The organism is Dethiothermospora halolimnae (assembly GCF_037577855.1).
In the GTDB taxonomy this organism is placed as follows: domain Bacteria; phylum Bacillota; class Clostridia; order Tissierellales; family VENL01; genus Dethiothermospora; species Dethiothermospora halolimnae.
Window position 1 is genome coordinate 1 of sequence record NZ_JBAKFX010000030.1, and the last position, 15,527, is coordinate 15,527.

The 15,527-nt window shown below is 30.1% G+C and carries 13 protein-coding genes; 10 read left to right on the forward strand and 3 right to left on the reverse strand.

The features are described 5' to 3' along the window. Positions 1 to 98 precede the first annotated feature (98 nt). Together V6137_RS12270 and V6137_RS12275 are read left to right on the forward strand one after the other, a co-directional pair. A complete protein-coding gene (locus tag V6137_RS12270) occupies positions 99 to 749 on the forward strand; it encodes a hypothetical protein (protein WP_425448234.1) in 651 nt (216 codons plus the stop codon). 195 nt (positions 750 to 944) lie between these two features. Beyond that, positions 945 to 2,006 carry an FAD-binding protein gene (locus V6137_RS12275; protein WP_425448235.1) on the forward strand — a complete coding sequence of 354 codons (1,062 nt, stop codon included), beginning with the start codon at positions 945 to 947 and terminating at the stop codon, positions 2,004 to 2,006. 192 nt (positions 2,007 to 2,198) lie between these two features. Here the strand turns inward: V6137_RS12275 and V6137_RS12280 are convergent, their stop codons facing one another. After that, positions 2,199 to 3,377 (reverse strand): hypothetical protein, encoded by a 1,179-nt coding sequence (locus tag V6137_RS12280; RefSeq protein WP_425448236.1) that lies wholly within the window; start codon positions 3,375 to 3,377, stop codon positions 2,199 to 2,201. Positions 3,378 to 3,947: 570 nt separating this feature from the next. Here V6137_RS12280 and V6137_RS12285 point away from each other — a divergent pair. The 5 genes from V6137_RS12285 (at position 3,948) to V6137_RS12305 (ending at position 10,935) form a co-directional block, all read left to right on the forward strand. Further along, the gene (locus V6137_RS12285; RefSeq protein WP_425448237.1) at positions 3,948 to 5,078 is read left to right on the forward strand and encodes a zinc-dependent alcohol dehydrogenase; all 1,131 of its coding nucleotides are present in this window, start codon (positions 3,948 to 3,950) and stop codon (positions 5,076 to 5,078) included. 431 nt (positions 5,079 to 5,509) lie between these two features. After that, positions 5,510 to 5,935 carry a VOC family protein gene (locus V6137_RS12290; protein WP_425448238.1) on the forward strand — a complete coding sequence of 142 codons (426 nt, stop codon included), beginning with the start codon at positions 5,510 to 5,512 and terminating at the stop codon, positions 5,933 to 5,935. 144 nt (positions 5,936 to 6,079) lie between these two features. Further along, entirely contained in the window at positions 6,080 to 8,146 is a 2,067-nt protein-coding gene (locus V6137_RS12295; RefSeq protein ID WP_425448239.1) for a hypothetical protein, read from the forward strand. Positions 8,147 to 8,275: 129 nt separating this feature from the next. Further along, positions 8,276 to 8,878 (forward strand): TetR/AcrR family transcriptional regulator, encoded by a 603-nt coding sequence (locus tag V6137_RS12300; RefSeq protein ID WP_425448240.1) that lies wholly within the window; start codon positions 8,276 to 8,278, stop codon positions 8,876 to 8,878. Between the two features lie 263 nt (positions 8,879 to 9,141). Beyond that, positions 9,142 to 10,935, forward strand: coding sequence for an oleate hydratase (locus tag V6137_RS12305; RefSeq protein WP_425448241.1), 1,794 nt, complete (start codon positions 9,142 to 9,144; stop codon positions 10,933 to 10,935). A gap of 72 nt (positions 10,936 to 11,007) precedes the next feature. Here the strand turns inward: V6137_RS12305 and V6137_RS12310 are convergent, their stop codons facing one another. After that, entirely contained in the window at positions 11,008 to 12,261 is a 1,254-nt protein-coding gene (locus V6137_RS12310; RefSeq protein ID WP_425448242.1) for an acyl-CoA thioesterase/bile acid-CoA:amino acid N-acyltransferase family protein, read from the reverse strand. After that, on the reverse strand, positions 12,251 to 12,850 hold the full coding sequence (locus V6137_RS12315) for a PadR family transcriptional regulator (RefSeq protein WP_425448243.1): 600 nt from the start codon (positions 12,848 to 12,850) through the stop codon (positions 12,251 to 12,253). Before V6137_RS12315 ends, V6137_RS12310 begins: the two co-directional genes overlap by 11 nt. Before the next feature lie 285 nt (positions 12,851 to 13,135). Between V6137_RS12315 and yaaA the strand changes: the two genes are divergently transcribed. From yaaA to V6137_RS12330, 3 genes are all read left to right on the forward strand, one after another. After that, positions 13,136 to 13,879, forward strand: coding sequence for a peroxide stress protein YaaA (yaaA, locus tag V6137_RS12320; RefSeq protein WP_425448244.1), 744 nt, complete (start codon positions 13,136 to 13,138; stop codon positions 13,877 to 13,879). A gap of 17 nt (positions 13,880 to 13,896) precedes the next feature. Further along, complete coding sequence (locus V6137_RS12325; protein ID WP_425448245.1) at positions 13,897 to 14,376, forward strand: LURP-one-related/scramblase family protein; 480 nt, start codon at positions 13,897 to 13,899, stop codon at positions 14,374 to 14,376. Between the two features lie 515 nt (positions 14,377 to 14,891). Continuing rightward, entirely contained in the window at positions 14,892 to 15,509 is a 618-nt protein-coding gene (locus tag V6137_RS12330; protein WP_425448246.1) for a TetR/AcrR family transcriptional regulator, read from the forward strand. Positions 15,510 to 15,527: the final 18 nt, after the last annotated feature.

The following is a 15,527-nucleotide window of genomic DNA, read 5'->3' on the forward strand; positions in this document are numbered from 1 at the left end:
GGTTAGACATTATACTTCTTTTCAAAATTAGTTAACATCTTATCTCATATTTATACGACGCTAGTCGCTTTTAAAAATTTTCGGATGAAAGTTTTGGTTTGAATAAATCTTCATGCGATTCCCGTGAAATCTTACTTACTAATATTGACTTTATGTATATTTCAAATATAGGATATATAGGTGATAAGCTTCATATCCAAACAAAATGGGTAGGGAATGGCAAGGATGATCATGGATATTTTTATTTTACTGATACAGAAAATAATAAGTTAGATATCAATCCATCAACCGTTCATTTTGGAATAGATGAATCGGGAAATACAAAAGATAGGGGAGAATATATTGAGTATTTCTTTGATTTGAAAGATATTGATACTAAAGAAGCTTTATTAAAGGGATATTTTGTATCCAGTGATGAATATATAAAAGGGGATTGGAAAGTTAAGTTTAAGCTTCAATCTGTGAAAGAACAAAAAGAAGCTAGGTGTAAATTGGATTTTGGAACATGGAAAGGAAATCATATTTATGCTTCACAATTAGGAGTTACACTACTAGGAACAGGAGAATATGATGGAAATCAGCTTAAAATTCATATTAATATGATAGATGGAACTACAAGGGATGTAGACTTTGCTACTTCTTTTGATAAGGAAGGGAAAATATACCTTAAGTATCTCACTAAGTTGCCAGTTGATAGTACAATGATAGAATCTTTAAGTATAAATGGAAAACAAGTTAAATTAAGATGAAATCTAAAGACATAAAGTAAGAGTTGTATCCAAATTAAACCGGTTGGAATGAAAATTCATTTTAACCGGCACTTTTTTTGCTCTAAAAACCTATTAACAATAAAAATATACTATAAAACAATAAAAGTTTATTGTAAAACGATAAAAAATCTGTTAGAATTAAATAAAAATACTTAGAACTTATGAGGTGAATTTATGTATGATATTGTTATTGTAGGGGCAGGTCCCGCAGGATCTAATCTTGCACGATTGATTGGAGATAAATACAAGGTTTTGTTAATAGATAAACGGGATTTAGAAGATGATAATCCTAAAAACTTATCAAATAAATGTTGCGGAGGCTTACTGGCACCGGATGCTCAAAAGATGATCGCAAAGTTAGGTCTAGGGATACCTAAAGATATTTTGGTTAATCCTCAACTTTTTGCTGTAAGGACCATTGATTTAACTAATAATCTAGAAAGGTTATATCAGAGATTCTATTTTAATATGGATAGGGAAAAATTTGATAGATGGTTAGTTTCATTAATTCCAGCTAAAGTTGATAAAAGCTTTAACTCTCTTTTTAAAGGTTTCAATGAAATACCAGAAGGATATGAAATTAGATATACTTGTAATGGCCAGGGGAAATCTGCAAAGACAAGGATTATTGTAGGTGCTGATGGGGCCTATTCGAGAGTAAGAAAGTTTATTAATAAAGATATAGATACTCCTAAAAAGTATATCTCAATTCAAGAATGGTTTGAATGTTCATGTCATATACCTTATTTTACAGCAATTTTTGATGAAGAAATAAGTGATTTCTACTCTTGGATAATACCAAAGGAGAATTATCTATTATTGGGATCGGCCCTTAGACCTAAAAATGACACTAGAGAAAAGTACGATATGTTGAAAAGAAAACTAACACAGCTAGGTTTTAACTTTGATAATAAAATAAAAACAGAAGGTGCGTATATCTATAGACCTAAGAAATTATCACAGTTTTATCCAGGGAGGGATAGTATAGCTCTAGTTGGAGAAGCCGCAGGGGCTATTAGCCCTAGTTCTGCAGAAGGAATCAGCTATGCATTTAAGAGTTCTTTATATTTAGCTCAGAGTCTTGAAGAAGGCATAAATGGATTTTTAGAAAAATATAAATACAAGATAAAAAAGATAAAGTTAAATTTACTAATTAAAAATTTAAAATCCCCAGCCATGTATAATCCATTGCTTAGGAAGTTCGCTATGAAATCAGGTTTACAGAGTATTAAATAAATTAGGGAATAGAGCTAAGTTTTTAGCAGGATAATATATTGAAGTGAAAATATGTCTTACTATGGCAAGGGTAGATTATAGAGAAAGTAGGATTGGAACAATGGAGTGGAAACTTATTGAAATAAATGATATCTAAAAGGAAGTCAAAATGACTTCCTCTTAGTTCTTATATTCTTCCACTCCATCTAAGCTTTAGCAATTATCCTTGTTAAGTTTATCATTATAATCCAAGCAACATGAATTAAAATAGAGAGGATCCACATATTTACCACAGGGGTAGTATTTCCCCATAACTTCCGGAGGAACGATTTCGCCTTCAGGTATATTTTTTGCTGAATAAGGAAAGCCTTGAGACACTTGATTGTTTCTATAGAAAAGTGTAAGTGGAACTAATGGTAGATTACTGGCATCAATCCAATTAAAACCATTTTCCGGTGTCACATAGGATGGACGTGATGCTCCAAAACTTATAACAAGATTAACATATCCTTTTTTATCTACAATAGTCTGAAAATCACTAAGGGTGTAAAGTCCCAATAATCCCACTCTTGTTATAAAAGACATACTCCAATACCTCATGTTCTCATTGCCTAAGATTCCAATATTGTGATAGGTGTCGGGAAATGTGGGGGCTTTCCATCGAATAAATAACAACTTACCAGGATCTCTTTTTATTTGCTCTGAAACTATATAGACCGTATTTAAATCAGGTTGTAAAATTCTTGTTGCGATGACACCTATACGGCTCCAGGTTAAATCACAGTTTTGTCCAACTATATCACTGCAATGATGGATTGAAGTTTTTTTGTTTAAAATACTTATCGAGTTTAATGGATTTTCTGGCAATTCGTTTTTTTGGAAAACCCTAGCTAGTTTTGTTTTTCTGTAATCCCTTTCTACAGCACAATAAGTGATCTTAGGAAGTTCTACACCGCCTGTTTTGTCATAGCCGAGGCTTGGGACGTAAATTCGAAGCCCAATGAGTCCGAATCTATTTGGGGAACCATCTTTTAAATTTCCTGCATAAAAGGTATTATTACCTGCTTCTGGAACAAAGTGTTCTGAACCCTGTGGTGGAGCAGTAGGACGGATTTTTATAGTGTAATTGCGATTGTTTGCATTCCAATTGGCACCAGGTAAAAAAGGATTGGTACTCCCAGGGTCTGGAATTAATGCTTGATCGGGGGCGGTAGCTATAACAGTATCAATTTGTCCAATTAAAGTAAAAGACATATATCTTGCATAGGAGAACTGTCCTTTAATAACAATCTCAGTATCAGGATTCACTTCATATGGAAAAACATAATAACTAGCATTGAAGTCTCCCAACATCAATAAAGAGTCACTGGGTTGTTGAATCCATTTTTGCATAAGAAACACTCCTTGAAATAATTTTTTTGTTTTATAATATGCAAAGGTTAAAAGGTTGTGAATAAAGGGTAAGATGTCATTGAAGACAAGTTTGAGCTCTGTATATGGTGGGATTATGAGATAAAGAAATCTAGTTTATAGTCATACTGATGACAATCAGCCAAAATCAAAACCTACTGAATCTTTCAGTAGGTTTTGATTTTTATGCTAGTTTTTTTATTGGGTTACAGATTATAATTATTATACTGGTAGTTTAGCAGTCAAAGAGGTATGGGTAAATATAATAACCAAGAATACCCCATACTAACAAAAATAAAATAATTTCGTCATTTCTACATGTATCAAATCCAAATCCCATGATTTCACCTCACTTTATTGTTGGGTCATATTATTCTCTTAATTTAGTATATTCAATACTCAATAATAAGTGATAAGTTAATAGATATAATTTTTTAGTTATATTAAATAGCTAAATGCTAAAAATATATAAGTAGATATTATATTTACAAAAATTTTATTAGACAAATAAAATTAATAAAGCAATTTATAATTATATTTGGAGGGAAAAAATTGAAAGCTATAACTTATCAGGGAATGAAAAATGTCAAAGTTAAAGATGTAAGAGACCCTAAAATCGAGAACCCAGATGATATTATTATTAAGGTAACTTCAACTGCAATATGTGGTTCAGATTTACATTTAATACATGGGATGATACCGAATACACCAAAGGATTATATTATTGGTCATGAGACAATGGGTATCGTTGAAGAAATAGGGAAAGATGTTAAGAAGGTAAAAAAAGGTGATAGAGTTATAGTGCCTTTTCCAATTTCATGTGGACATTGTTGGTACTGTGAACATGATCTATGGAGTCAATGCGATAACTCAAATCCCAATGGAGAAGCAGGTGCTATCTTTGGATATAGTGAAACATTAGGAGGATATGATGGTGGTCAAGCAGAGTATTTAAGGGTGCCATATGCTAATGTAGGTCCAACTATTGTTCCAGAAGAGTTGACGGATGAACAGGTATTATTTTTAACAGACATACTACCTACAGCCTATTGGGGAGTTGAAAATGGAGGTGTTAGAATAGGAGATACTGTAGTAGTTTTAGGATGTGGTCCAGTGGGATTATTAGCCCAAAAATGGGCCGCCTATATGGGAGCAAGTAGAATAATAGCAGTTGATAGAGTCGAGTATAGATTAAAACATGCCAAACAATTTAATGATGTAGAAATAATAAACTTTGAAGATTATGATAATACAGGTGAGTATATTAAGGATATAACAGATGGAGGGGCAGATGTAGTTATCGATTGCGTTGGAATGGATGGGAAAATGACAGGTGTAGAAAAGGTAGAGACATTACTTAAACTTCAAGGAGGATCTAAATCAGCTATAGAAATAGCCACTCAAGCAGTAAGGAAAGGTGGTACAGTTTCTATTGTAGGAGTGTATGGAGCAAGATATAATGCCTTTCCATTAGGTGATTTTTTTGCTAGAAATATTACACTGAAAATGGGACAATGTCCAGTCCATTCATATGTAGATCCTATATTAGATATCATAAAATCTAAAAAGATTGATCCAACAGATATTATCACACATAAATTACCTCTAAATAAAGGGGAACATGCTTATAAAATATTTGATGAGAAGAAGGATGATTGTATAAAAGTAATTCTTAAGCCTTAACTATTTAAAATAACTGTCTATTATTTTTATAAAAATAATAGACAGTTATTTTAAATTAGAGAAGTTTTTTTACGATTGTTTAACGATAACTAATAAGATGTATATATTGCTATTAAGAAATTTTTGTGATACATTATTTACATAAAAATTAAAAAAATATATAATGAGGTAATTTTTAATAAAAAATTGATTATAAGGGCGCCTAAGAGAGAGTGGTGGTTATCTAATCTTTTGCTGATATCATCAAAAGACTAGATAACCAAAGCCAATGGACGAAATTATAGCTATATAAAGTGTTATACCCTTTCGTAAGTAGTTTGAGAGATGAGCATACCGAAATGTTAGGTTATATTGTATAAAGGTATGCGAAGGTATAGAAAGGATAAATAATATTTAATTATTATATTAATAATCTAAAGGAGTGAAAAATAATGAGTATAGTTGTTACACCTAATTTTCATTTTAAGGGAAATTGTTCTGAAGCGATTGAATTATATAAAAAGGTGTTTAATGCCAAAATACTTTGTTTATTTAAAAATGAAGATGCCAATCCCCTTGATTATATTTCTGATATAAATCAATCCTCACTTGTATATCATGCAGAAATGATTATTGGTAAAACAAGGATCATGATGTCAGATATAGTTGAAGATCACAAGCATAAAGAAGGAAATTCCATTTCACTTGTGATTACATTTGATACAGCAAAGGATGTTAAGAAAGCATACGAAATTTTAATAAAAGAGGGAAATGTATTATCGCCTATGCAAAGTACTACATATTCATCATGCTTTGTATCACTTATTGATAAATTCGGCATGAGATGGGAGCTAATGACGGAACAAACAGAAGTATGATTAGCTTTAAAAAATTATAATATACTTCAAAGAAGAACGTGCTAATATTTTTACGTTCCTCAACTTAAAACATTATAATTATAGTCTAATTATGGTATAATTATTAATATAAAAATTACAAAATTTATATTTGGAGGAGATATTATGAAAAGAACCTGTTATATGCTGGCAACTATACTTATCATTAATTTAATACCCTATAGCGTTTTTGCAGATAAGGACGAAACGTCTGATAAGATCTTTGAAAAAAGTGAATTTATTGAATTATATACAAGTATATATGATAGTGTAATGGATATATTAAATTCTTCTATGAAAGACACAGAGAAAGAAGAAAAACTTGAAAATTTATTTAATAAATATAAACTAAATGAAGATGAGACGGAACTTCCAAAGTTTTTAATTGATATTGGCAGTTATAAACATAGAGAGCGATTGATGCACATCATTACGGATGAGTTGGTAAATACTATAGAAATAAAAATAGAAGATATATGTTTTAAAGAGAAGAATCCGACAAATAGAATTAATAAAATAGAGGATTTACTAAAATTCTATAAGCTTGATGATGAAATTAGCAAGTATGAAATAATGAAGCTAGATAATAGGTTTGATTCTATAGATATATATGAACAGATATCGGATATAATAGAAAAATATAATGTTAAAAAGCAGTTAGCTTTCTCTATTAATAATGTGGTGGATAGAATAGATAATTCTCAAGATTATGACCATATAAAAACAATACTTGATAAATATCTTATGGCTCAAAAACTAGATGCTCTCATAGATTCTAATGATTTAGTAAAAATAATAAAGAAAACAAAAGATAACGATAAAAGGGTAAAGTTATTATTTGATGAAATAATTATAAAGAAAAATGAACAATACTTTAAAGAAAGAGTAGAAAATATCGCATATGAAATTATTGATGAGTTAGATTATAATAAATATTATAATTGTGTAGATAGTATAATTACAATTTTAAAGAATAATGGGATAGGATATGATTGGGATTTAGAGGAAGGTATACTTAATGTTTTTGAATATGCTGACCAAGGGTACAAGACAAAACAAGAAGCAATACAGTCGGAAATTTTTACTAAGCTAAAGTTTTCATACTCCAAAGAAGAGATAAATTCTACATTAGAAGAGATAGTTTCTATACTTGAAGCTGTGGTTGAAGATGAAAATAATTATAAAAGGGTCAGTAGAGAAAATTCCGATGAAATATATGAAGAATTTTTAGATATTGTTTATGAATATAAAATAAAGGATATTAAACAATATGTAATACCTGAAGATATAGCTTATGTTTACTATGAATATGAAGATTTAGGATATGATACTGCTTTAGAGGCCATTGTAAATCACTTAAGAGAAGTGCTAAATAAAAGTGAGTTGGATGATAGTATTTTAAAGATTGTTGAAGAGAGTCAGTATAGTCTACCAGTTATAATTGAAAATTTAACAATTTATTTAAATAATGAAAGTGAATATGAAGAGTACTTAGATACACCGAAAATTACCGAGATAATAAATTCTAAACCAGAAAATATGGATACTATTATAGTAAATCTAATCCTTGACGGTATAATTGAATCTAAGAAAGAAGATATTATTTGGTTTATTGATTTTATGGATGAATTAAGTAATCCAGGTTATAGGGATAAAGAAATAAGAATAGCAGATATTTTAGATGATAATATGTTATATCCTCTTGTCGATGAAGACGAGATTATGGATATATATGCAGAATATAATGATAGTGATATTTCTTTAAAACAAGAGTTATATGATAAATTATTTAAAAAATTAGTTTTGCCTAAAACTAATATAGAAAATACAATCAAGAATAGTATTATAAGAATTATTGAAAAAAAAGATTTTATGAGTAATCAAGATTTAGAACATGAAATAGATAATAGTCTTATGTTTTCAGGGTTAAACACTTATGTGATTCAAAATGACATTAAAAATGCCTATATTTTCCCATTAAAATATGGATATAGCGATAGAGAATCTGGTATTATAAAAATAATTAAAGGTGGTATGAATGAGAAAATATCTTCTGAAATACAGGAGATATTTAATAAAAACTTAAATGAAAAGGAGACGGAAAAGGAAATAAGGATTATTTTAAAGAAAAATTATCTACATTGTAATATGAGTTTTTCTGAAATAAAAGCAAAGTATCTTCAACAGAATTAATAAGTTAATGTTTTAGGGATTTATGCTTTTTATTGCATAGTAACATTTTTGGTTCGTACCCTTTAGTGTAACTTACTTGACAATATGTTATAATTTTAAATATAGGTAAATCACTGAGGAGGTAGCCTTATGGCAGAACAATATACCAAGAATATGATTCGTGAAGTTTTTATAATGATGCTAAATGATCGGCCCCTTAGCAAGATTACAGTTAAGGATATTGCTAAAGAATGTAAGATTAATAGGAATACTTTTTATTATCATTATACAGATATATATGAACTCTTGTCAGAACTTTTTCAACGGGAACTTCAGATAGTTATTGATGAATATAATGACACTCTTTCTTGGGAAGAGAGTTTCCTTGTGGCTGCTAAGTTTACTTTAGAAAATAGAAAGGCTATTTATCATGTGTATAATTCTATGCACAGGGAGGAGTTGGAAAATTATATATATAATACATCAGGAAATATCATGATTCGTTATATAGAAAAAGCAAGCGATGGTATTTCAGCTTCTTCAGGAGATAAAAAACTGATTGCTTCCTTTTATCAGTGTGCCCTTACTGAAATGGTACTACGTTGGATTGCTACTGGAATGAAGGAAGACCCTGATACTATAATTAGACGAATTGGTAAGCTTTTTAATGGTAATATAGCCTTATCTCTTAAGCGAAGTGCTGATTTAGAGGATATCTGGGAGAAAGATCACAGGAGATTTTTTTCTTATTAGACATTTTAATATTGGTATTTAAAAGATAGACAAATAAACTGGAGTGTTTGAAATTCAAACACTCCAGTTTATTTGTCTAATGAAAAATGGATAAAAGGATTATATAATGAAATTAAGGAAATTTTATAAAAGATGTATAACTATAGAGTCAAAGGAGGGATTATTATATATTACACCATATTGGAGTAATATTAGAGTAAAAATAAAAAACTCTAAATATAATAGTTCGATTTTGAATAATAAAAAAAGAGGGGGAAAATAAAATGAAAATAAAGACACATGATGATAGACTTACCCTTACAAACGGAAATTATCATTCTTTGGTAAATACAAGAAAGCCAAAGGGAATTGAGGATAAAAAGGCTTATTTAATTGGTACTGGAATAGGTGCTTTGGCTGCTGGTTGTTTCTTAATCCGTGATGCCCATATGGATGGTAGTAAGATTACTTTTTTAGAACAGTTAGATATTCCTGGAGGATCTTTGGATGGTCAGATTCGTCAAAATAAGGGTTATGTTGCCCGTGGTGGTCGTGAAATGGGACATCATTTTGAGGTTCTATGGGACTTATTTAGTTCTTTACCATCTACAGAGGATCCGAATATGACTGTCTTAGATCATTTCTATTATACAAACTATGATGATCCAAACTTTAGTAATTGCCGTATTACTAAGGATCAAGGTGAACGTTATGATAATGGGAAATTCAATTTAGGTCAAGAATTGGCAAAAGAATTAGTTGCTTTTGTAAATACTCCAGATAAAGACCTTCAAAATAAATCTATTGAAGATATTTTTTCTGAAGAACTATTAGATAGTGACTTTTGGACATATTGGAGAACAATGTTTGCCTTTGAGAACTGGCATAGTGCCCTAGAGATGAAACTATATATGAATCGTTTTATCCATCATGTTGGAGGTTTACCAGATCTTTCAGCTTTACAATTTTCAAGACATGATCAGTATACTTCATTTGTAAAACCTATGGTCAAATATCTAAAAGATCATGGTGCTAAATTTGAGTATGGAGTTACTGTTGATAATGTTGAGTTTTCGATTTCGGATGATAAAAAGGTTGCTAAAAGAATAGAGGCGACGGATAAAGATGGAAATGATGTTTCTATTGATTTAACAGAAAATGACTTAGTATTTATCACCAATGGTTCCATGACTGAAGGTTCTGGATATGGGGATGACAATACACCTGCCACATTTAATAAGGAGCCAGAGGGTTGTTGGAAATTGTGGAGAAATATAGCAGCACAATGCGATGAATTTGGAAATCCCGATAAGTTCTGTGGAGACCCAGAAAAATCTAACTGGGAGTCCTGTACAGTAACTTGTCATGACGAACAGGTTCCTAACTATATTGAAAAGATTACAAAACGTTCTCCATATAATGAAAGTACTGTAACAGGGGGGATAGTTACAGCTCTTGACTCTTCATGGTTAATGAGTTGGACTGTAAACCGACAAGAACAGTATTATGGACAACCTGAAAAGGATGTTGTGGTTTGGGTATATGGTTTGTTTTCCGATGTTCCTGGAGACTACATTAAGAAAACTATGAGGGATTGTACTGGTAAAGAAATTACAAAAGAGTGGTTATATCATATAGGTGTTCCTGAAGGGGAAATAGAGAAGTTAGCGGAAAGCTGTACTGCAATTCCTGTTATGATGCCATTTATCACATCACAATTTATGCCCCGTGAATTTGGAGATCGTCCTTATGTTGTACCCAAAAAGGCAGTAAACTTTGCTTTCCTTGGACAATTTGCTGAAACATTGGATGATCCAGGGAGAGATACTGTATTCACTATAGAGTACTCAGGACGTACAGCAATGGAAGCAGTATATGTATTAACTGGAGTTGAAAGGGGTGTACCTGAAGTATTTGCTTCTAGGTATGACATTCGCTATCTATTAAATGCAAGTAAAGCTTTATTAGATGGGGAAAAACCAGAACTTGATTTATCACTAATGGCTAGACGTAAAATTTCAAAGAAAGTAAAAGGAACAGAAGTTGAAGAGTTGTTAAAAGAATATGGAATTATTTAATGATATTTAGCATTAGATAATTTGATAAAAATCCCGATTTTTAAAAATCGGGATTTGTGTTTATATATCAATTTAATTGAAATGTTCGTCCAAAAATTTCAATGTTGTCTCCCAAGCTTTTTTGTTAGCATTTGCAGCATTTTCTGCTGTGACCGTTGGGTGGTCAATGATAGGAGGTATATTAGGGAGAAAGAAAGTGTGCCCCATATTTCTAAAATTAAGGTGTTTTGATTTATAAGGATTATTATATTCCTCTAAAGTCTGCATCATATCTCTACACATACTTGACGATGGCCAAGTGTTATCTTTTTCTCCAGAAATCATAAGAATAGGACATTCTATAGTTTCAACTGGAACACGGGCTCTCTTTAATTGTCTAGAGGTAGCTGTATTTAATGCAATGTCATGAATTTTACGTATGTCAATTGGATTCATATCTTTTGAAAATTTTGAATCCACTGGGTATTGTATAAAGTCTATTGGAGTGTTTTTATAAGTCCATGAGGATTTCAATTGATGTTTCCCCATTGAAATTCCTTCAAACACATGGGAAGAAGGAACATAAGTAATTATAGAAGCTAAATCCTTAGAAAAATACGAACCAAATAATAATGATAGTTCGCCACCTTTAGAAATTCCCATCATACTTATATTATTTTTGTCAATTGCAGAATTAGTTTTAAGCCAGTCAAGTGCCTTTTTAAAGTATTCTACTTTAATTTCAATGAGTTCACTTGGTAAGTTGTCACTTTCAACATCAAAGTAATTCAAGGCAAGGGCTGCATATCCTTTTGTGCTAAGTAAAGCAGCCATTTGTTCTGTCCAAAAGAGTCCACCAGTAGAGCCTCCAACAATGATTACAGCTGGCAGATTCCTATCTTCTTTAGGTTTAAAGAGTTTTCCTACTATTGGATTTTCAACAATGATTTGTTCCGTATCAGAATTAGTAAAGTTAATCTGTATTTCTTCTTTATCTTTTACTTCATCGTCTATTAACAAATAGAAAATCACCTTATGAGTTTGGGTACTCATTTTAAAAAATATAGGAGGAAAATTAGTATTATTGTCCTTTAGATGCATAGACCATAGTAAACCGTTAGGATCACAGTTGGTGTAAGAGCCTTCTTTAGGTATTGTTTTATCTAAATCAATCTTTCCTTCGTGATCGGCTATAAAGGATGCAAAGGAATACCATGTTCTTTTCATATCGTCTTGCATTTCAGCTTGTATCTGTACCTTTTGGTTAGGTTTCAATCCTGTAACTTCAAGTTTTAGACTTTGGTCGATTAGTTGATTAGTTGAAGATAAAAGTATTTTAGGATTCATCATTAATTTCTCCTTTTATAATTTTATTTAATGGAGGTAAGTGAACCTCAAATGCTTCTTTAGATAATAAGTCTTTTATCTCTTTTAAGAATTTTATGTTTGCTTGTATATGAGTACAACCATTTTTCAGTAGAGCTTTCATGTAATTAGGCAATGTTTTAGATTGTACTTTTTCCTTTTCTGTCTCAGCAGTTTCCCAAATTCTTAGCTCTTTTTCCAAGTTGTTAATGTGAGTGTCAATAGCTTTTATTGCTTTTTCATAGGGTAATTCTCCTAAAAAAGTTACAGCGGTGTATAAAGAATTAGGAAAATTAAGGTCAACTTCACTAAGAGTATCTTCTAGTTTTCTTTCAAAAAAGTCCTTGCCTTTTTCAGTAATTGAATAAATTGTTCGTGAACGATTTCCAACATTTTCAACAGATTGAATCTTTACTAGTCTCTTCTCGTCCATTTTTTTGAGAGCATAGTAAATTGAGCCTACTTTAATACCTGCCCAGCTTTCTGCATGACTCAAATTTAAATATTGTACTATTTCATAACCTGTCAAATCTCTTTGTTGTAATAAACCTAGTAGCATTAATTTTATCAAATTACTTCCTCCTTCAAAGGTATATTCAAATTTAAATATTCAAATTTGAATATACTATAACACGACTATAATCAAATGTCAATTGTATTTACCTTTTCTATCAAGAATCTGGGTCAAACTTTTTTTACAATAGTTGTAGTATAGATTATAAATAGTATAATATAAATAGTAATAATAACTTAAAAGAAATTAATGTAATCTAGAATAATAAAAGTTATATAAAAGTAAAATCTTATTATTAGAAAAATTGGTATTATAGAAATTGTAAAGTGTAAGGAGGTTTTTATGAAAATCATTATTTCACCTGCAAAGAAGATGAAGGTAGATACAGATTCATTAGATTATAATCAGCTTCCTGAATTTATAGAGGATACACAGGTCTTGTTAGAATATTTGAAGAAATTAAGTTATGAAAAGTTAAAATCAATATGGAAATGTAGCGATAAAATAGCCACTTTAAACTATGAACGGATTCAAAAGATGGATTTATACAGAAATTTAACCCCAGCAATCCTTTCATTTGAAGGTATTCAATATCAGTATATGGGTTCAGGAGTGTTTGATGTTGATGAGTTTCAATATCTTCAGAGCCACTTGAGAATTTTATCTGGATTTTATGGTATATTATGCCCCTTTGATGGTGTTGTTCCTTATAGGTTGGAGATGCAGTCGAAACTTAAAGGTGAGGATTTAAATTCCCTGTATGATTTTTGGGGTAGCAAACTGGCAGATAATCTTTTTTCAGAAAGTAATTGTATTATAAATTTGGCATCTAAAGAGTACAGTAAATGCATTTCTAAGTATTTAGATAAAAAAACACGTTTTATAACTTGTGTATTTGGTGAAATGGTTGGAGAAAAGGTAGTTCAAAAAGGTACATTAGCAAAAATGGCCAGAGGTGAAATGGTACGCTTTATGGCAGAAGAACAGATTGAAGATGTGGAAAATATTAAAAAATTTCATAGACTAAATTATGCTTTTATAGATGAATTATCAGATGAAAATACATATGTATTTTTAAAAAAATAAAGAGGAGGTAGCGTAAAGTGAGATATAAAGTAAAACAAAAGGTATTTAGTTTCGGAGATGATTTTACAATTAAAGATAGCAATGATTATGACCAGTTTATAGTAAAGGGAAAGGTTTTTTCCTTAGGGGATAAGTTAAAGGTTACCGATATGGAAGGAAATGAAGTGGCCAATATAGAACAGCAATTAATGAGTTTTTTACCTAAGTATCATATATATGTAAATGACCAGATTAGAGCTACTGTTAAGAAAGAACTTTCTTTCTTTAAACCTAAGTTTTCCATAGAGAGTAGTACAGGAAATTATTCTATAGAAGGGAATGTTATCTCCCATGATTTTAATATATTAAAAAATGGAAAACCTGTTGCAGTGGTAAATAAAGAGTGGTTTGCATTTTCTGATACCTATGGAGTAGATATTGCAGATGACGAGGATCAAGGATTTATTTTATCCCTTGTTATAGTTATAGATCAGACTTTACATGATAAGAATAACTAAAGTGTGGATGGGGTAAGTAAGCGTGAGAGTGTTTTGGGAAAAGGAAATTCTATTGAATTAAAATATTATTTTAAAAATGTCTCCATATTTAATAGATGGAGGCATTTTTTATATGTTTGTTAATTATGTCGACATCTAAAGATTGTAAAACGACAAAATCAAATTCAAGAAATAATACTTATTCGTATATGTAATTAAAACAATTATTAGATTTTCTAAATATATAAATAATAATTATTGACAAATAAATAAAGAAAGAATAAAATATGAGTATAATCATAAATGAGTAGACTCATATTTATGATTATTAATATCTATAATATAAGATAAGTAAAATTTGGAACCTGATTTATGCTGATTCCTAATGTGGCAAGCACCATATGGTTGTGGAACAATAGAAATTGTAGAGATTAAAAAAACTAATTTTTAGTAGTTATGTTTATTTTCTATTTGTAACATTAAATGAATTTAATGTTATTATAAACGAATTTACTTATAATTAGGAGGTAGAGATGATGGGATTAAGGGAAGTAAAAAAGAAGAATACTAGAAAAAACATATTAGAATATGCTGAGAAAATATTTAAAGAAAAGGGATATAGTAAAGTAAAAACTTCTGAAATAGCAAAAGGAGCAAATATTGCAGAAGGTACACTATTCAATTATTTTAAAACAAAGGGCGAATTGTTTATACAATCTGTTTTTATAGATTCTAAGTTAGAGACCTATCAAATAAGTTTACCAAAAAAAATAGATGAGAACATGCTAGTTAATGAAATTGTTAAATTCATTGAGTTTCATATTAAAAAAATGGCGAGTGTGGATAAAAGTTTATTGAGAGAGTATTTTTCCATTATTTTTAGTACAGATATCTCAGAGACTTTAGTAACAAGAAAGAGTATTTTTAAAATGGATAGAATGATAATTGAAGATTCAAAACAATTATTACATCAACTAAAAGAACAATATAAAGAGATAAAAGAATTCGACGTAGATTTAGCTGTTGAAATAATATATGGTTGTGTTATAAAGCAGTTTATGCATTATACCTATAGTGATAATTGGCAATATTTAGAGCTGATCGAAGCAATAAGAAAAGAAATTCGATTTATTGTTCATGGAAATATGTTGTAGAAATATTTATAAATGTAA